17 protein-coding genes are annotated in these 17868 nt (G+C 70.6%); 12 read left to right on the plus strand and 5 right to left on the minus strand.

Features of this window, described 5'->3' with window-relative positions:
• Nucleotides 1-14 precede the first annotated feature (14 nt).
• Nucleotides 15-599, minus strand: a complete 585-nt coding sequence (locus ASG87_RS06605) for an adenylate kinase (protein WP_056002670.1) — start codon at nucleotides 597-599, stop codon at nucleotides 15-17.
• 226 nt (nucleotides 600-825) lie between these two features.
• Between ASG87_RS06605 and ASG87_RS06610 the strand changes: the two genes are divergently transcribed.
• Together ASG87_RS06610 and ASG87_RS06615 are read left to right on the plus strand one after the other, a co-directional pair.
• Nucleotides 826-1254 carry a VOC family protein gene (locus tag ASG87_RS06610; RefSeq protein WP_056002673.1) on the plus strand — a complete coding sequence of 143 codons (429 nt, stop codon included), beginning with the start codon at nucleotides 826-828 and terminating at the stop codon, nucleotides 1252-1254.
• Between the two features lie 16 nt (nucleotides 1255-1270).
• Complete coding sequence (locus tag ASG87_RS06615) at nucleotides 1271-2539, plus strand: 6-phosphofructokinase (RefSeq protein WP_056002676.1); 1269 nt, start codon at nucleotides 1271-1273, stop codon at nucleotides 2537-2539.
• Between the two features lie 367 nt (nucleotides 2540-2906).
• Here ASG87_RS06615 and ASG87_RS06620 read toward each other — a convergent pair whose 3' ends face one another.
• On the minus strand, nucleotides 2907-3614 hold the full coding sequence (locus ASG87_RS06620) for an NAD(P)H-dependent oxidoreductase (RefSeq protein WP_056002679.1): 708 nt from the start codon (nucleotides 3612-3614) through the stop codon (nucleotides 2907-2909).
• Nucleotides 3615-3700: 86 nt separating this feature from the next.
• On the opposite strand from ASG87_RS06620, the gene gcvA reads away from it, so the two are divergent.
• From gcvA to ppa, 8 genes are all read left to right on the plus strand, one after another.
• Nucleotides 3701-4600 carry a transcriptional regulator GcvA gene (gcvA, locus tag ASG87_RS06625; RefSeq protein WP_056002682.1) on the plus strand — a complete coding sequence of 300 codons (900 nt, stop codon included), beginning with the start codon at nucleotides 3701-3703 and terminating at the stop codon, nucleotides 4598-4600.
• Between the two features lie 219 nt (nucleotides 4601-4819).
• Nucleotides 4820-5206: a VOC family protein gene (locus ASG87_RS06630; protein ID WP_056002685.1), complete on the plus strand. Its 387-nt coding sequence runs from the start codon at nucleotides 4820-4822 to the stop codon at nucleotides 5204-5206.
• Nucleotides 5207-5342: 136 nt separating this feature from the next.
• A complete protein-coding gene (locus tag ASG87_RS21230) occupies nucleotides 5343-5861 on the plus strand; it encodes an RcnB family protein (RefSeq protein ID WP_056002688.1) in 519 nt (172 codons plus the stop codon).
• A gap of 272 nt (nucleotides 5862-6133) precedes the next feature.
• Nucleotides 6134-6538: an RcnB family protein gene (locus ASG87_RS06640; protein ID WP_056002691.1), complete on the plus strand. Its 405-nt coding sequence runs from the start codon at nucleotides 6134-6136 to the stop codon at nucleotides 6536-6538.
• 177 nt (nucleotides 6539-6715) lie between these two features.
• Nucleotides 6716-8764: a sodium-translocating pyrophosphatase gene (locus tag ASG87_RS06645; RefSeq protein ID WP_056002694.1), complete on the plus strand. Its 2049-nt coding sequence runs from the start codon at nucleotides 6716-6718 to the stop codon at nucleotides 8762-8764.
• 184 nt (nucleotides 8765-8948) lie between these two features.
• Nucleotides 8949-11009 (plus strand): prolyl oligopeptidase family serine peptidase, encoded by a 2061-nt coding sequence (locus ASG87_RS06650; protein ID WP_056003038.1) that lies wholly within the window; start codon nucleotides 8949-8951, stop codon nucleotides 11007-11009.
• Nucleotides 11010-11134: 125 nt separating this feature from the next.
• Nucleotides 11135-11965, plus strand: coding sequence for a 2OG-Fe(II) oxygenase (locus ASG87_RS06655; RefSeq protein ID WP_056002697.1), 831 nt, complete (start codon nucleotides 11135-11137; stop codon nucleotides 11963-11965).
• Between the two features lie 96 nt (nucleotides 11966-12061).
• Nucleotides 12062-12601, plus strand: a complete 540-nt coding sequence (gene ppa / locus ASG87_RS06660) for an inorganic diphosphatase (protein ID WP_056002700.1) — start codon at nucleotides 12062-12064, stop codon at nucleotides 12599-12601.
• A gap of 19 nt (nucleotides 12602-12620) precedes the next feature.
• Here ppa and ASG87_RS06665 read toward each other — a convergent pair whose 3' ends face one another.
• Nucleotides 12621-13505 carry an AraC family transcriptional regulator gene (locus ASG87_RS06665; RefSeq protein WP_056002703.1) on the minus strand — a complete coding sequence of 295 codons (885 nt, stop codon included), beginning with the start codon at nucleotides 13503-13505 and terminating at the stop codon, nucleotides 12621-12623.
• 250 nt (nucleotides 13506-13755) lie between these two features.
• Here ASG87_RS06665 and ASG87_RS06670 point away from each other — a divergent pair, with 250 nt between their 5' ends.
• Nucleotides 13756-14469, plus strand: coding sequence for a hypothetical protein (locus ASG87_RS06670; protein ID WP_056002706.1), 714 nt, complete (start codon nucleotides 13756-13758; stop codon nucleotides 14467-14469).
• 54 nt (nucleotides 14470-14523) lie between these two features.
• On the opposite strand, the gene ASG87_RS06675 is transcribed toward ASG87_RS06670, so the two are convergent.
• The gene (locus ASG87_RS06675) at nucleotides 14524-15546 is read right to left on the minus strand and encodes a DUF2333 family protein (RefSeq protein ID WP_056002709.1); all 1023 of its coding nucleotides are present in this window, start codon (nucleotides 15544-15546) and stop codon (nucleotides 14524-14526) included.
• Between the two features lie 93 nt (nucleotides 15547-15639).
• Complete coding sequence (locus tag ASG87_RS06680) at nucleotides 15640-16560, minus strand: LysR family transcriptional regulator (RefSeq protein ID WP_056002712.1); 921 nt, start codon at nucleotides 16558-16560, stop codon at nucleotides 15640-15642.
• Between the two features lie 99 nt (nucleotides 16561-16659).
• Between ASG87_RS06680 and ASG87_RS06685 the strand changes: the two genes are divergently transcribed.
• Nucleotides 16660-17856, plus strand: coding sequence for an MFS transporter (locus ASG87_RS06685; RefSeq protein WP_056002715.1), 1197 nt, complete (start codon nucleotides 16660-16662; stop codon nucleotides 17854-17856).
• Nucleotides 17857-17868: the final 12 nt, after the last annotated feature.

The raw sequence follows: 17868 nt of genomic DNA on the forward strand, positions 1-17868 counted from the left end.
GGCGGCCCGGAGTGTCAGCCGTTGGCGGCGGCCGATTCGTCGGCCAGCGCGCGCTTGACGCGGGCGGTGACCTCGTCGAGCGTGCCCACGCCATCCACCACCTGCAGCTTGCCGCGGCGGGCGAAGAAGTCGGCGACCGGCGCGGTCTGCTCGGCGTAGACCTTCAGGCGGTCGCGCACGACGACCGGGTCGTCGTCCTTGCGGTGCTCGGCGGCGAAGCGGATTTCGCAGCGGCCGATGATCGTCTCGTTGGGCACGTCCAGCTTGACCACGGCATCCAGCGGCTGGCCGATCTTGGCGAGCAGGTGGTCCAGCGCGTCGGCCTGGGCCAGGTTGCGCGGATAGCCGTCGAGGATGAAGCCGCCCTTCACGTCGTCCTGCGAGAGCCGCTCCTCCAGCATGGCGAGCAGGATGTCGTCGGACACCAGCTTGCCGGCATCCATCACCGCCTTCGCCTTCAGGCCCGTCGGCGTGCCCGCCGCCACCGCCGCGCGGAGCATGTCGCCGGTCGAGATGTGCGGTACGCCGAGTTCCACCTTCAGACGCGCAGCCTGGGTGCCTTTGCCCGAACCGGGCGGACCGAGTAGGACGAGTCGCATAGTGCTCCAAGGATATCCGGCGGGCCGCGCACGCTGCGGGGCCCGCCGGATGCAGGAAAAGTGGCGTCCAAATTAGCTTCTGGCGGCGGCAACGTCAAACGACGAAAGCCGCACAAAAGCGGCAAGTATCTGTTGCCAAAAGGCTTGGCCGCGGCGCGCAGGCGCCACGGCGACGCCGCGGGCGGGCAGGATTTAAGCTCTGCGGACACTGGAGGAGGAAACCGCCGTGCCGATACCTCGCATCCACATCGTCACGCTGGGGGTCGCCGACCTGGCGCGCTCGCGCCGGTTCTACGAAGCCTGGGGCTGGCTGGCCTCCTCGGCCAGCAACGAGAACATCGCGTTCCTCAAGGGCGGCGCGGGCGTGCTTGCGCTGTACGGCCGCGAGGCGCTGGCCGACGACGCGATGGTCGAAGACCTGCCCACCGGTTTCGCCGCCGTCACGCTGGCGCGCAATGCCGCGTCGAAGGAGGAGGTCGACCGGTGGTTCGCCGCCGCCCTCGCCACCGGCGCGCGCGAGCTGAAGGCGCCGCAGGACGCCTTCTGGGGCGGCTATTCCGGCTACCTCGCCGATCCCGACGGCCACCTGTGGGAGTTCGCATTCAACCCGTACTTCGTGTTTGATGGGCACGGCAACCTCGCCCTGCCGGATTGAGAAAGGCTCCGTAACGATGGCAACCAAGTCCAAGCACGAAGGTCGGCTGCTCTATGCGCAGTCCGGCGGCGTCACCGCCGTCATCAACGCCACCGCGGCCGGGGTGATCGAGGCCGCGCGCGCGCGCGGCGTGCCGGCCTATGCGGCGCGCAACGGCATCCTCGGCGCGCTGCGCGAAGAGCTGATCGACACCGCGAAGGAATCCAGGGCCGCCATCGCCGCGCTGCGCCATACGCCCGGCGGCGCGTTCGGCTCGTGCCGCTACAAGCTGAAGTCGCTGGACGACAACCGCGCCGAGTACGCGCGGCTGATCGAGGTGCTGCGCGCGCACGACATCCGCTGGTTCCTCTACAACGGCGGCAACGACTCGGCCGACACCGCGCTGAAGCTCTCTCGGCTGGGCAAGGCGATGGGCTACGACCTGCACTGCATCGGCGTGCCCAAGACGGTGGACAACGACCTGGCCGTCACCGACTGCTGCCCCGGCTTCGGCTCGGTGGCGAAGTACACCGCGGTCTCCACGCTGGAGGCCAGCCTCGACGTGGCCTCGATGGCCTCCACGTCCACCAAGGTATTCATCCTGGAAGTGATGGGCCGCCACGCCGGCTGGATCGCCGCCGCCGCCGGCCTGGCCGGCGAGGGCGCGGACGCGCCCCCGCACGTGATCCTGTTCCCCGAGAACGTGTTCGACGAAGCCGCCTTCCTGGCGAAGGTGAAGGCCACGGTGGAGCGCGTGGGCTGGTGCACCGTGGTGGCCTCCGAGGGCATCCGCAACGCAGCGGGGCAGTTCCTCGCCGACGCCGGCACCCGCGACGCCTTCGGCCACGTGCAGCTCGGCGGCGTGGCGCCCACGCTGGCATCGCTGGTGAAGGGCCGGCTCGGCTACAAGGTGCACTGGGCGCTGCCCGACTACCTGCAGCGCTCGGCGCGCCACCTTGCCTCCAGGGTCGACGCCGAGCAAGCCTACGCCGTGGGCAGGGCCGCGGTGGACTATGCGCTGGCCGGCATGAACGCGGTGATGCCGGTGATCGTGCGCACGTCCGACGCGCCCTACCGCTGGAAGACCGAACCGGCGTCGCTGGCGAAGATCGCCAACCGCGAGAAGAAGCTGCCGAGGAGCTTCATCGCCCGCGACGGCTTCGGCATCACTGCCGCCGCCCGCCGCTACCTGTCGCCGCTGATCCGCGGCGAGGCACCGCCGCCCAACGGCAGGGACGGCCTGCCGGATTACGTGCGGTTGAAGAACGTGGCGGTGGCGAAGAAGCTGCCGGCGTTCACGCCGTAGACGTTCGTCCATGTTCCCCGGGCAGCCTCAACGAAGCGTCATCCCTGTGAAAGCAGGGATCCAGTGCCTCCGGGTTTCGAAGCATCAAGTCACTGGATTCCTGCCTGCGCAGGAATGACGAGGGTGGGGATTTCCGGTCCGGTGGACGGATAAGTCGGACTACGTACGGCTGAAGAACGTGGCGGTGGCGAAGAACTTGCCGGCGTTCACGCCGTAGACGCCCGTCCACGCTGCCGGGCGCCCCCAACGACGCGTCATCCCTGCGAAAGCAGGGATCCAGTGCCTTTGGGTTTCGGGGCATCAAGTCGCTGGATTCCTGCTTTCGCAGGAATGACGGAGCGTGGGGATGTCCGGCCCGACGGACGGATCATGAACAGGCCGCAAGCGCCAAGGGCGCGGCGGCCGCGGCGCGCTCTGCCAGCAACTCGTCCACCAGCGCATCGACCGCCGCCTCGGCCTCGCGCACCGAGGCGGCCAGGCGTTCGCCGCCGAACTCGTCGTACTCCACCGCCGCCTCGCGCACGTCGCGGATGCCGATGTAGCCGAACGCCGTGCGTACGGCCGGCTCCACGTGGTTCATCGCGGCGATGCGCCCGCCGTAGCCGTAGTCGCCGCGCGAGCCCAGCAGCACCAGGGTGCGCGGCCGCTCGGCAAGCAGCGGCCAGTACGGTTCGCCCTGGCGCGCGCGGTCGAAGCCGAAGGTGCGCCCCACGCGCACGATGTTGTCGATATAGGCCTTGAAGGCGGCGGGCACGCCGAAGTTGTACATCGGCACGCCGGCCACGATCAGGTCCGCCCCGACCAGTTCGTCCACCAGCCGGTCGCTCTCGGCCAGCCGCGCCCGCATCCACGGCGCGCGGGCCGGTTCCGGGGTGAACGCGGCGTGGATCCAGGCATCGTCCACCGGCGCGGGCGGCACCTGGCCCACGTCGCGGTAGAACACCGGATCGGCGGCGCGCGCGGCATGCCAGCGCGCCACGAAACGCGCGCTCAGCCGGCGGGTGTGGGAACCGTGGGCGTGCAGGTCGGAACGCCCGCCGCGGGCGCTGGCGTCGATGTGCAGCAGGGTGGTCATGGGCAGGCTCCTTGGGTGAGTTATGCTCAGGTGCCGCGCATGCTATGAACCATTCTTACCCATGAAAAACGATACTTTCTCAGCCCATGGATGAATCCAGCTCACCTATCGGGCGGCGCCTGCCGCCGCTGGCCGCGCTGCGCGCGTTCGAGGCGGCGGCGCGGCACCAGAGCTTCCGCCTGGCCGCGGACGAGCTGGCGGTGACCGCCACCGCGATCAGCCACCAGATCCGGCAACTGGAGCAGCGGCTCGGCGTCGCCCTGTTCGAGCGCCAGGCGCGCGGGGTGGCGCTGACCGCGGAAGGCCGCATGCTGTTTCCCGCCCTGCGCGAGGGCTTCGACCTGATGGCCGACGCGCTGGCGCCGCTGCTGCGGCCGAAGCGGCGGCGCATCGTCACCGTATCGGCCACGCCGGCCTTCGTGGCGCGCCTGCTGGTGCCGCGGCTGGCCGGTTTCCAGGCGGCCCATCCGGCGTTCGACCTGCGCCTGCACGCCTCCACCCGGCCGGTGGATTTCGCCGCGCAGCAGATCGATGCCGCGATCCGCTACGGCCGCGGCCCGTACCGCGGCCTGCGGCACGAGCCGCTGCTGCACACGCGCTTCGCCCCGGTGTGCAGCCCTGCGCTGAAGCTGCGCACGCCGGCCGACCTCGCCCGCCACCCGCTGCTGCACTACCAGTGGCAGTCCGCCTTCCGCGACCCGCAGGACTGGGCCGCGTGGCGCCGCGCCGCCGGCCTGCGCCGGCTCGACGTCTCGCGCGGGGTCACCTTCAGCGACGAGACCCACGCCATCGAGGCGGCCATCGCCGGCCAGGGCGTGGCCCTGCTCGACACCGCGCTGGTGGCCGACGAACTGGCGCGCGGCACCCTGGTGGCGCCGTTCGGGCCGGCGCTGGACGGGCTCGACTACCTGTTCGTCCACCCCGTCGGCACCGCGGACGATCCCGCCGTGGCCGCGCTGCGCGACTGGCTGCGCACGCTCGCCTGAGCGCCTGCGCGGCGCCTGCTACACTTGCCGCACGTCGAAAAAGACCCGGCCGGTTCGGTGATTCCGGCGCCCGCGCACGTCCTGCGCGCGGTTCTGTTCAGCGCTTGCGCTAGCTCCCACGACGACCCGGATCGCCCCGGCGATCCGCTTCGGGTCGTTGTGCGTCCGGCAGCCAGAGCGGCGGCGGCGACCCTTCCACTGTCCAACGGAGGGTTTTCCATGCAGCTCAACCATCTCGACCTGTGCGTCGGCGACGTCGACGCCAGCGCCCGTTTCTTCGCCGAGCACTTCGGTTTCCGCCGCATCCACCGCACGCCCAACGGTCGCCTGGCGGTGCTGCACGGCACGGACGGCTTCGTGCTGGTGCTCAGCCGCCTGCACGACGAGGCGCCGGCCTATCCGGAAGGCTTCCACATCGGTTTCCTGGTCGACGGCGCGCGGGCCGTGCATGCCATGCAGCAACGCCTGCAGGCGGCCGGCGTGGATACCGGCCGCGGCGTGCTGGAGACGCGGCGGGGCACCCTGCTGTACTTCCATGGGCCGGACGGGCTGCTGATCGAGGTCGGCCACCATGGGAATGGAAAGGCCACGGCGCCGGCCGTCTGATCCTCGGGCATGCCCCGGGCGGTGGCGGCACGACATGGACATAGGCCGAAAAATCATGACGGCCGCCATCGCGCGTTCAGCCAGCCATCCGTAGGTTTGCGCGAAAGGCGCGCTGCCGCGCCATGCAGGAGGCCCCATGTCCCTTCCGCTCCTCCGCGCCGGCCTGGCCGTCGCGCTGTGCGCGCTTGCCGGCACCGCCTTCGCCGCGCCGCAGGACGACGGCCAGTGGCACGGCGACCCGCGCGGGCAGTACCGCCACGACGACGGCAAGCCGGACTGGCAGCGCCGCGTCGAGCAGCACGAGCGCGAGCAACGGCATCGGGAGCGCGACCAGGAATGGCAGCGCCGGCAGCAGGACGAACTGCGCCGCCGCGCCGATTGGCAGCGCGACCGCGACGAAGCCTGGCAGCGCCGGCAGGAAGCCATCATCAACCGGCAGGCCGGGTACCGGGTCTACGACACCGGCCGCTACCGCCACGACCATCGCTGGGAGCGCGGCCGCCGCTACGACGGCCCCATCGTGGTCGTGCGCGACTATGACCGCTACCGCCTGCGCCAGCCGCCGCACGGCTATCGCTGGGTGCGCGGCGACGAGGGCGATTATCTCCTGGTGGCCATCGCCACCAGCGTGATCCTGGACATCGTGTCGCGGTAGCGGCCCGCCAGGGCGGCCTGCGGAAGCGGACCACGGTTCCGGCCGTACCGGGCCGGTTGGCATACGGGAAAGGCCAGGCCGAAAACCTGCCGCACCCGATGCGTGGAAAAAACCGTGCGAGGCCGGCCATGCCTTGCCTCGCCCCATCCGTGCGAACGCCGTCACGGGCATGACTGCCGACTGAAAGGCCGCCGGTTCCGGCATACCCTCCGTTCAGACGCAATTTCCTACGCTGCATCGCCTGCCGCCCTGCGGCACGACCGGAGAGAGCCATGAAGATCCTGCGCCCCCTGCTGCTCGCCCTGTGCCTGCTCGCCTTCAGCGGCATGGCGGCGGCCCGCGACCACGACCGCCACGGCCGCCCGGACCACCATGGCTGGCAGGATCGCCACGGCCACTACGACCGTCACGACCGCTACCGTCACCGCGACTATCGCCGCGATGACTACCGCCGCCACGACTACCGCGTGGTCCACCATTACGGGCCGCGCTACTACGGGCCGCGCCACCACTGGCAGCGCGGCCACCGCTACGGCGGCCCGGTCTACGTGGTGCGCGATTACCGCCACTACCGCCTGCGCCACCCGCCGCACGGCTACCACTGGGTACGCGCCGACAACGACTACCTGCTGGTCGCGATCGCCACCGGCGTCATCCTGGACATCGCGACCCGCTGACCGTCACGCATGGCCACGACGAGGGCGGCGCCACGGGGCGCCGCCCTTTTTCGTGCGCGGGCGAACGGCCCGGCGCATGCGCTGCGCCGCACAACGGAATACCTCCGGCCCTCTGCCTATACTCCGGGTCGACCGCCCGTTCCGGGCGGTTTTACTACAACTCATGGGGAGGCTCCGATGCTGCAGCAGTATGGCGTGTGGATCGTGCTGGCGTGTGCGGTAGTAGCGATTCTTTACGGTGCGTTTTCGGTGCGCTGGATCCTGGCGCAATCTTCCGGCAATGAGCGGATGCAGGCGATTGCCGCGGCGATCCAGGAAGGCGCGCGCGCCTACCTCAACCGGCAGTACACCACCATCGGCGCGGTGGGCGCCGTACTGTTCCTGATCGTTGGCTTCGCGCTGGACTGGGGCACCGCGATCGGCTTCGCGATCGGCGCGATCCTCTCCGGGGCCACCGGCTACATCGGCATGAACGTGTCGGTGCAGGCCAACGTGCGCACCGCCGAGGCCGCGCGCGGCGGGCTCGCCGCGGCGCTGAAGGTGGCGTTCCGCGGCGGCGCGATCACCGGCATGCTGGTGGTCGGCCTGGCCCTGCTCGGCGTCACCGCCTACTACCTGGTGCTGAAGCACTTCGGCTACGAGACGATGGCCGCCCTGCACGCGCTGGTCGGGCTGGCCTTCGGCTCCTCGCTGATCTCGATCTTCGCCCGCCTGGGCGGCGGCATCTTCACCAAGGGCGCGGACGTGGGCGCCGACCTGGTCGGCAAGGTCGAGGCCGGCATCCCCGAGGACGACCCGCGCAACCCCGCGGTGATCGCCGACAACGTGGGCGACAACGTGGGCGACTGCGCTGGCATGGCCGCCGACCTGTTCGAGACCTACGCGGTGACCCTGATCGCCACCATGCTGCTCGGCGGCGTGATGGCCGAGCAGACCGGCAGCAACGGCGTGCTGTTCCCGCTGCTGCTGGGCGGCGCCTCGATCGTCGCCTCGGTGATCGGCACCTTCTTCGTGAAGGCGCGCGGGCCGAAGATCATGAACGCGCTGTACGCCGGCGTGGCCGTGTCGGCGATCCTCGCCGCGATCGCGTTCTGGCCGATCACCTCCTCGCTGATGGCGGACTCGGGCTACGGCGTCGGCCACCTCTACGGCTGCGCCCTGATCGGCCTGGCGCTGACCGGCGCGATGGTGGTGATCACCGAGTACTACACCGCCACCGAATACGCGCCGGTGCGGCACGTGGCGCAGGCGTCCACCACCGGCCACGGCACCAACATCATCGCCGGCCTCGGCGTGTCGATGAAGTCCACCGCGCTGCCGGTGCTGGCGGTGTGCGCGGCGATCTGGGGCGCGTATGCGCTGTGCGGCCTGTACGGCATCGCGATCGCCGCCACGGCGATGCTTTCGATGACCGGCATGGTGGTCGCGCTGGACGCCTACGGCCCGATCACCGACAACGCCGGCGGCATCGCCGAGATGGCCGAGCTGCCGCCGGAAGTGCGCGGCGTCACCGACCCGCTCGACGCGGTGGGCAACACCACCAAGGCCGTCACCAAGGGCTACGCGATCGGCTCGGCCGGCCTGGCCGCGCTGGTGCTGTTCGCCGACTACACGCACAACCTCAGCCAGCACTTCAACGTGCCGACGATCAGCTTCGACCTGTCCAACCACTACGTGATCATCGGCCTGCTGATCGGCGGACTGATCCCGTACCTGTTCGGCGCGATGGCGATGGAGGCGGTCGGCCGCGCCGCCGGCGCGGTGGTCGTGGAAGTGCGCCGCCAGTTCAGCGAGATCGCCGGGATCATGGAAGGCACCGCCAAGCCGGACTACTCGCGCGCGGTGGACATGCTGACCAAGTCGGCGATCAAGGAGATGCTGGTGCCCTCGCTGCTGCCGGTGCTGGTGCCGGTGCTGGTGGTGTTCGGCTTCAAGTGGCTCGGCGGCGCCGAGGCCGGCGCGCAGGCGCTGGGCGGCGTGCTGATCGGCACCATCGTCACCGGCCTGTTCGTGGCGATCTCGATGACCACCGGCGGCGGCGCCTGGGACAACGCCAAGAAGTACATCGAGGACGGCCACCACGGCGGCAAGGGCTCCGAGGCGCACAAGGCCGCCGTCACCGGCGACACCGTGGGCGACCCGTACAAGGACACCGCCGGCCCGGCGGTGAACCCGCTGATCAAGATCATCAACATCGTGGCGCTGCTGCTGATCCCGCTGCTGTAACCCGGCCGGCGCCACCCGATCCGAAGGCCCGTTCGCGGGCCTTCGGCTTTCCGGGCATGACTTAAGTCACACGCGGCCGCCACCGTCGCGCCGCCACACTCGGGCCTTCACTTGCAGGGGTATACGCATGGCAACGAAGACATCGCTCTGGCTGAGCCTGGCGCTGGGCGTCACACTGGGCGGCATGACGCACGCACAGACCACCGCCCCGGCCGGCGCACAGGCCACCGAAGATCCCAACCTGTGGCTGGAGGACATCGACGGCGCGAAGCAGCTCGCCTGGGTCAGGCAGAACAACGCCGCCACCGTGGAGAAATACACGCAGAACGCCGCCTTCCGGCAGCTCGACGCGCGCATCCTCGAAGTGCTCGATTCGGACGCGCGCATCCCCATGGTCAGCAAGATCGGCGACCACTTCTACAACCTGTGGCGCGACAAGCAGCACCCGCGCGGCCTGTGGCGGCGCACCACCCTGGCCGAGTACCGCAAGGCGCAGCCGGCGTGGGAGACCGTGATCGACCTCGACGCGCTGGGCAAGGCGGAGAACGTCAACTGGGTATGGCACGGCGCGCAATGCCTGAAGCCGGACTACCGGCGCTGCCTGGTCTCGCTGTCCAAGGGCGGCGCCGACGCCGACGTGGTGCGCGAGTTCGACCTGTCGACCAAGCAGTTCGTGAAGGGCGGCTTCGAGCTGCCGGAAGCCAAGAGCCAGGTCGCCTGGATCGACCAGGACCATATCTACGTGGGCACCGACTTCGGCCCCGGCTCGATGACCGAGTCGAGCTATCCGCGCATCGTGAAGGAGTGGAAGCGCGGCACGCCGCTGGCATCGGCAATCACCGTCTACGAAGGCAAGCCCAGCGACATGTCGATCGCCGCCTTCCGCGACAACACGCCCGGTTTCCAGCGCGACTTCGTGCAGCGCGCGCTGGCGTTCTACGACAGCGAGACCTACCTGCGCGGCAAGGACGGCAAGCTCGCCAAGGTCGACGTGCCCAACGACGCCACCACCGACGTCGAGCGCGAGTGGCTGCTGGTCACGCCGCGCAGCGACTGGACCGTGGGCGGCAAGACCTACAAGTCCGGCTCGCTGCTGGCGGCCAACTTCGACGACTACATGGCCGGCAAGCGCGAGCTGACCGTGCTGTTCGAGCCCTCCGAGACCACCGCGCTGGACGGCTACTCGTGGACGCGCCACCACCTCATCCTCAACGTGATGAACGACGTGGTGAACAAGCTGGAGGTGCTCACGCCGCAGCCGGGCGCGTGGAAGCGCGAGCCGCTGGGCGGCGCGCCCGCGCTGTCCACCATCGCGGCCGAGGGCATCGACGCCGACGACAGCGACGACTACTTCCTCACCGTGTCGGGCTTCCTGCAGCCGACCACGCTGTACTACGGCACGCTCGGCCAGGGCGAGCCGGTGGCGCTGAAGGACAGCCCGAGCTTCTTCGACGCTTCGAAGTACCGGGTCAGCCAGCACTTCGCCCGCTCCAAGGACGGCACCCGCGTGCCCTATTTCGAGATCGCGCCCAAGCAGCTCAAGCTCGACGGCAACAACCCGACCCTGCAGTACGGCTACGGCGGCTTCGAGATCTCGCTCCAGCCGGGCTACAGCGGCAGCATGGGCCGCGCCTGGCTGGAAAAGGGCGGCGTCTACGTGATCGCCAACATCCGCGGCGGCGGCGAGTACGGTCCGCGCTGGCACAAGGCCGCGCTGAAGGCCAACCGGCTGCGCGCGTACGAGGACTTCGCCGCGGTGTCCGAGGACCTGTTCGCGCGCAAGGTCACCTCGCCGAAGCACCTGGCCGCGATGGGCGGCAGCAACGGCGGCCTGCTGATGGGCAACATGCTCACGCTGTACCCCCAACTGTACGGCGCCATCGTCAGCCAGGTGGCCCTGCTCGACATGCGGCGCTACACCCATCTCTCGGCCGGCGCGTCGTGGATGGCCGAGTACGGCGATCCGGACAAGCCCGCCGAGTGGGCGTGGATCAAGACCTTCTCGCCGTACACCAACGCCAGGGCGGGCCAGAAGTATCCGCCGGTACTGTTCACCACCTCGACCCGCGACGACCGCGTCGGCCCGGTGCACGCGCGCAAGATGTACGCCAAGATGCGCGCGCTGGGCTACGACGCCAGCTTCTACGAGAACGTCGAGGGCGGCCACGGTGCTGCGGCCGACAACAAGCAGGCGGCGTTCATGAGCGCGCTGGGCTACACCTACCTGTGGGAACACGTGAAGTAACCGGCGCAAGCCGGCGGCGGGGCGGCCTTGCAAGGCGGCCCCNNCGCGCCGGCCGCGACTCGCGTAGAGTAGGCGGCCCGTCAACCGCCCTCCGCGCCGGCTTCCCGGGCGGGCCCACGCTCCGCATGAAGACACCGACGATCCGCAACGAACTGCGGCAATGGATACTCGACACCGCCCGCGCCGGCCACGGCGTGCCGGAGGTGCTGGAACTGCTCCGCCAGGCCGGCTACGAGGCGCGGGCGAGCCGGCGCATCGTGGCCGAGGTGCTCAACCTCCCCGCCGAGGCGCTGCGCGGCACGGTCGAGAGGCCGGCCGGCCGGCGCACGCGCCATCCCGCGGGCCCGCTGGCGCGCATCGACGGCCATGAGGTCCGCATCGCGCTCGGCCTCGACCGCCCCCCGCTGCGCGTGCTGGAACACATGCTCGCGGACGACGAGTGCGAGGGGCTGATCGGGCAGGCGCGGCCGCGCCTGCAGCGCGCGCGCACGGTGGCGGTCGACGGCACGCAGCAGGTCGACGCCAGCCGCACCAGCGCGGGCATGTTCTTCGCGCTCGGCGAATCGCCGCTGGTGGCGCGCATCGAGCAGCGCATCGCCGACCTGTTCGACCTGCCGGTGGAGCACGGCGAAGGGCTCCAGGTGCTGCACTACCTGCCCGGCCAGGAGTACGAGCCGCACTACGATTGGTTCGACCCTGGCCAGCCGGGCTTCGCGGCGGTCACCGCGCGCGGCGGCCAGCGCGTCGCCAGCGTGGTGATGTACCTCAACACGCCCGAGGCCGGCGGCGGCACCGGCTTCCCCAACCTCGGCCTCACGGTGACCGCGCTGCGCGGTTCGGCCGTCTATTTCGCCTACGAGGCCAACGACGGCGTGTCGCTGCACGCCGGCCTGCCGGTGCAGCGCGGCGAGAAATGGATCGCCACGAAGTGGCTGCGCGAGCGGCCTTTCCGCTAGCCCGCGGATGAACCGCGCGCACGCGATCTGCTGCGGCGCAACAGGATTTGCCGTATCCTTGCCGGCCTTCTTTCCTCCGTTCTGCAAGGACACCCCATGGGTCTGCATCACGTCCCCGCCGGCCGCAGCGTGCCGGACGAAATCAACGTCGTCATCGAGATTCCCAAGGACGCCGAACCGGTCAAGTACGAAGTGGAGAAGGAAAGCGGCGCGATCTTCGTCGACCGCATCCTGTCCACCCCGATGCGCTACCCGTGCAACTACGGCTACGTGCCGGGCACCCTGGGCGGCGACGGCGACCCGCTGGACGCGCTGGTGATCCTGCCGCTGCCGCTGATCCCCGGCTCGGTGATCCGCTGCCACCCGGTCGGCATGCTGAAGATGACCGACGAGGCCGGCAGCGACGAGAAGCTGGTCGTGATCCCCGCGCCGAAGATCTTCCCCGGCTACGCGCACATCGACGACATCAAGGGCGTGTCGCCGCACTGGCTGGAGCGCATCGGCCACTTCTTCGAGCACTACAAGGACCTGGAGAAGGGCAAGTGGGTGAAGGTGGAAGGCTGGGTCGGCGCCGACGAGGCCAAGGCCGAGATCACCGCCGGCATCGCCCGCTACCAGGCCAACGGCAAGGCCTGACCGGCCCGCACGCGCCGCGCTAGCCCCGCGCCGGCGCGTGCCGCCCCATCGACGGCATCGCCCGCAGGCGCCCCTTCAGGCGCCGCAGGTCGCTGTGCCGCAGTTCCTCGCGCAGCACCCGCGGCGACGCGCCCAGCGCCCTGCGGAACGCCTCGGTCATGTGGCTGTGGCTGCTGAAGCCCACGTCGCAGGCCAGCGCCGCCAGGTCCTCCTCGCCCTCGCCCAGCCGCCCCAGCGCGTCGCCCAGCCGCAGCCGCAGGCGGAACTGGCGCAGCGAGTGCCCGGTGCTCTCGCGGAAGATCCGGCACAGGTGGAACGGCGAGCAGCCGGCGAGCCTCGCCAGCGCATCGATCCCGAGGTTGTCCCCGGCGTGGCCGACGATGGCCTCCTCGACCCGCGCCACCTGCCGCGCCGCCACGGCGCTGCGCGGGCGCGCGCGGCCCGCACCGTCCGGGCGCAGCAGGCAGCCGAGCACGTCCAGCAGCACTTCGTCCGCCTCCCGCGCCGCATCGCCGTCGTGCCGGAAACCGTGGAACATCTCCAGGTGGGTGCGCTGGAATTCGAGGTCGTGGGGGAATTCGCGGCACGGCGGCTCGGCCGCGCCGCCCATGCCGAGCATGTCCAGCACGGCATCGTCGATCCACACGTCGGTGCAGCAGTCGCAGCCGCCGGCGTCCGGATGCGCGATGCGGTACTCGACGTTCCTGCGCACCAGCACCGCCTTGCCCGGCTGCGCGAAGCAGGTCCGCCGGCCCGCGTGCACCGCGAACGAGCCGCGGCGGGTGAAGATGAAGCGCGCCGGCTCGTCGCCGCTCGGGCCGCCGCAGTTCACCCGCGGATGCCGGCAGACCTGGTCCACCACGGTGAACGAGGACGATCGTAGGACGACCTGCAGGATCGACATCCGCCCGCCTCCGCCAAGCGTCTTTCCCGATGGCCGGATCATACCCCCGGCGCCGTCCGCGGAGCCGGCGAAACGGCTGCGCGGACGGGCCGCCATGCGCGGCCCGCGCCCTGCCGCGAACCGCGCACGTTTCTGAAAGCGGCCCCGCCCTCCCGGAGCGATGCTGGCGACGCTCCCGTTCGATGCGTCCCCACGATGGCGACGGCGCCTCCCCCACGCGCCCCGCCCCCAGCCTGCAAGGAGAACGGCCATGACCAAGACCCTGTGCGCCCTGCTCGCCGCCTGCTGCATGACCTCCGCGGCCTGGGCGGCCGAGCCGTCGTCGCTGGACGACTGGCTCAACCCCATGCTGTACCCGAAGGACTCGCGGCCCTTCGGCAAGAGCATCGCCAGTTGGGCCGAACTCAACTGGCAGTGGATCTACGCGCAGCCGTTCGAGCACAACCCGTACCTGGACCCCACCGGCGCGGACTGCGCGGTGGACCAGTCCGGGCCGGTATGGCAACTGGCGCCGATCGCCGCGCCGTCGTCCGGCACCTATACGCGAAGCTGCACGATCCCGCGGGGCAAGGCGATCTTCCTGCAGATCGGCAGCATCGCCGACGACTGGCCGTGCCCCGATCCCAGCTTCGGGCCGAAGCCGGGGCAGTCGCTGTACGACTTCCTGGTGGCCGACGCGCGCAACTACAACATGGTCGACGAACTCGACCTCAGGCTGGACGGGCGGCCGATCTTCAATCCGAAGCGCTACATCTATACCTCGGAGGATCTGTTCGCGCTCAAGGGCGATCCCAGCGAGGCGCAGTTCGATCCCTGCCTCACCGGCGCCTACCAGCCCAGCGTGGTCTACGGCTACTTCATGATGTTCCGCCCGATGTCGCCCGGCACGCACACCCTCGTGCGGCACAACCACGACAGCAACGGCACCGACCTCACCTTCGTCTACCGCCTGACGATCCGGTAGCGGCCGCGGCCGGCCCGGCGCGGGAATGCTTCCCGCGCCGGAAACCGCGCGTGCTCAGCCGCGCTTGAGCAGCTCGCGCAGGTCAATGATCGCCGCGTTGGCGCGCGACACGTAGTTGGCCAGCACCAGCGAGTGGTTGGCGAAGAAGCCGTAGGGCGAACCGTTGAGCACCATCGGGCTGTGCAGCGGCTTCTGCGCCTCCTCCAGCTCGCGGATCACCTGGCCCAGGCTGGCGTCGGCGTTCTTGCTGCGCAGGATCGGGCCGAAATCGTGCTGGATCGCCTTGAGCTGGGCCAGCACCGTCCAGGTGTAGCCGCGCGCCTCGTAGAAGTTGTCGTCGATCTTCGTCCACGGCGTCTTCACCAACTGGCCGCCGCCCGGCGCAGGCGCCGTGCTGGCGCCGGCCGGCACGTCCGCCGAGGGCACCGTGTCCAGCCGGATCTGGCCCACGCTGGCCGACAGCCGCTGCGATAGCGAGCCGAGCCGCGCCGAGACCACCTGCAGGTAGTCGGCCAGGTTGTCGGCGCGCGCGTAGAAGTGCGCGTTGCCGTCGTCGTTGTCGCCGAGGCGGTCGAGATAGCCGTCCAGGTGGCGGATCGCCTTGCGGTACTGGCTCTCCGAGCTGGGCAGCAGCCAGCGGTCGTTGGGGCTGTTGAGCAGGGGATCGGCGTCGGCCAGGTCCTTGTCCTCGGTCGACTGCGTCTGCGAGCGGCTGAAGTCGTTGCGCAGCGCGCGCACCAGGTCGCGCGAGGCGGTCAGCGAGCCGAATTCCCAGTTCGGCAGGTTGTCCATCAGCACGCCGGGCGGCAGCTTGTCGTTGCTCAGGTAGCCGCCGCGCTTGTCCAGCAGCACCTGCACCGATTCGATCAGGGTGGACGTGGTGACGACGCCCACCGCCATCGGCCGCTGGCGTTCGGCCATCCGGCTTTTGGCGACGGCCATCGGGTCGAACGGCGCCGGCTCGGTGTCCCACCACCACATCAGGGCGCACACGGCCAGGACCAGGACGGCGAAAATCAGCACGACGGCGCGTACCAGGCCGTGGCGCGAGGGGGACGTGGAGGTCTGCGGCTGCATGAACGGCTTCCTTGGTTTGTGCGGCAACGAATCGTGCGGCAAGCGACGCGGCCAAGCTTACAACGCGCATCCGCAACGGCCGCCGACCTTGCGCTACGGAACGCGCCGGCGCTCCCACGGCGGCGGATCGCCCAGCTTCCCGGCCAGGAAATCGGTGAAGGCGCGCACCCGCGGCGGCACCAGCCGCCGCTGCGGCGTCACCGCCCAGATCGCGCTCTCGGGCGGGGCGTAGTCGGGCAGCACCGCTTCCAGCCGGCCGTCGGCCAGTTCCTCGTGCACGTGCCACAGCGAATGCAGGGCGATGCCCTGCCCGGCCAGCACCGCATCGCGGATCAGCTCGCCCAGCGTGGTCTCGAAGCGCCCCTGCACGCGCACCGCATGCTCGCGGCCGTGGCGGTCGACGAGGCGCCACACGTCCTGCCGGCCGTCGCGCCCGGACAGCAGCACGCATTCGTGCTTCGCCAGCTCGGCCGGCGTGCGCGGGCGGCCGTGCCGGCGCAGGTAGTCGGGCGAGGCGCACAGCAGCCGGCGGTTCGACGCGAGCCGGCGCGCGACCAGGCTGGAGTCGTCCAGCGCGCCGATGCGGATGGCGAGGTCGTAGCCGGCGCCCACCACGTCCACCAGCTCGTCGCTGAGGTGGGCGAACAGGCGCAGCTTCGGATAGCGCGCCATGAACTCGGGCAGCAGCGGCGAGATGTACTGGCGGCCGAACGCGGCCGACATCGTCACGCGCAGGGTGCCGGACACGCTGCCGGCGCTCTGGCGCAGGTCTGCGGTCAGCGCGTCCAGGTCCTCGACCAGCGCGCGGCCCTGCTCGGCCAGCAGCCGCCCTTCCGGGGTGGGATGCAGGCGCCGCGTGGTCCGCTGCAGCAGCCGCACGCCCAGACCGCGCTCCAGCCGCTGCAGGCGCTGGCTGGCCACCGCCACCGAGATGTCCAGGCTGCGCGCGGCGGCGCTGATCGAGCCCTGGTCCAGCACGCGCAGGAACAGGGCGAGGTCGTCCAGGCGATCCATAGTTTTTCAACGAATCATTGAAAATGAATCGCCATCTTGATGGTTTCTGTTGATAGTACAAGTGCCTAGGCTGCGCGCTTCGTCAAGGAGAGCGACACCATGGCTTCCCCTCTTTCCCGTACCCCGCCGGCGCTGTACGCGCTGGCCGTCGGCGCCTTCGGCATCGGCACCACCGAATTCGTGATCATGGGCCTGCTGCAGCAGGTTTCCGGCGACCTCGGCGTGAGCATCGCCACCGCCGGCCTGCTGATCTCCGGCTACGCCTTCGGCGTGTTCGTGGGCGCGCCGGCGATCACCCTGGCCACCCGCCGCCTGCCGCGCAAGGCGGTGCTGCTGGGGCTGATGGCGACCTTCACCCTGGGCAACCTCGCCTGCGCGCTGGCCGGAAGCTATGCCGCGCTGATGGCCGCGCGCGTGCTCACCTCGCTGGCGCACGGCACCTTCTTCGGCGTGGGCGCGGTGGTGGCTACCTCGCTGGTGCCCGAGCAGCGCAAGGCATCGGCCATCGCCACCATGTTCAACGGCCTGGCGCTGGCCACCCTGGTCGGCGTGCCGGCCTGCGCATGGCTGGGCCTGCACCATGGCTGGCATGCGGCGTTCTGGGCGGTGACCGCGATCGGCGTGCTGGCGATGCTGGCGCTGGCCGTGCTGGTGCCGCCCACCCGCGGCGAAACCGCGCCCGCGGCGCTGGGCACGGAACTGCGCGCCATCGCCGGCGCGCCGGTGCTGCTCGGCCTCGCCACCACGGTGTTCGGCTTCGCCGGCGTGTTCGTGGTCTACACCTACATCGAGCCGCTGCTGACCCGCGTCACCGGCTTCGGCGACGCGATGGTCTCGCCGGTGCTGCTGGTGTTCGGCCTGGGCATGGCGATCGGCAACCCGCTCGGCGGCCGGCTCGCCGACCGCCGCCTGTCCAGCGCGCTGATCGGCACCCTGGCGGCGCTGGCCGCGGTGCTGGCGGTGTTCGGCTTCGCGCAGCATGCGCCGTGGTCGATGGTGCTGTTCACCGGCCTGCTGGGCATGGCGATGTTCGCCACCGTGGCGCCGCTGCAGTTGTGGATCCTGCGCCAGGCCGCCGACGCCCCCAGCCTGGCCTCCAGCCTCAACATCGGCGCGTTCAACCTGGCCAACGCGCTGGGCGCGTGGCTGGGCAGCCAGGCCATCGCGCGCGGCGCCGGGCTGGCCGCGCTGCCGTGGGTCGCCACGCTGGTGACGGTGGTCGGCATCGCGCTGGCGGCATACGCGCTGCGCGGCCGGCGCCCCGCCCGGGCGGCCGCAGTCTGCCCGCAGGCCTGACGCATGCCGCTC

Origin of the sequence: Frateuria sp. Soil773 (genome assembly GCF_001428405.1) — a bacterium.
Lineage (GTDB): Bacteria > Pseudomonadota > Gammaproteobacteria > Xanthomonadales > Rhodanobacteraceae > LMSL01.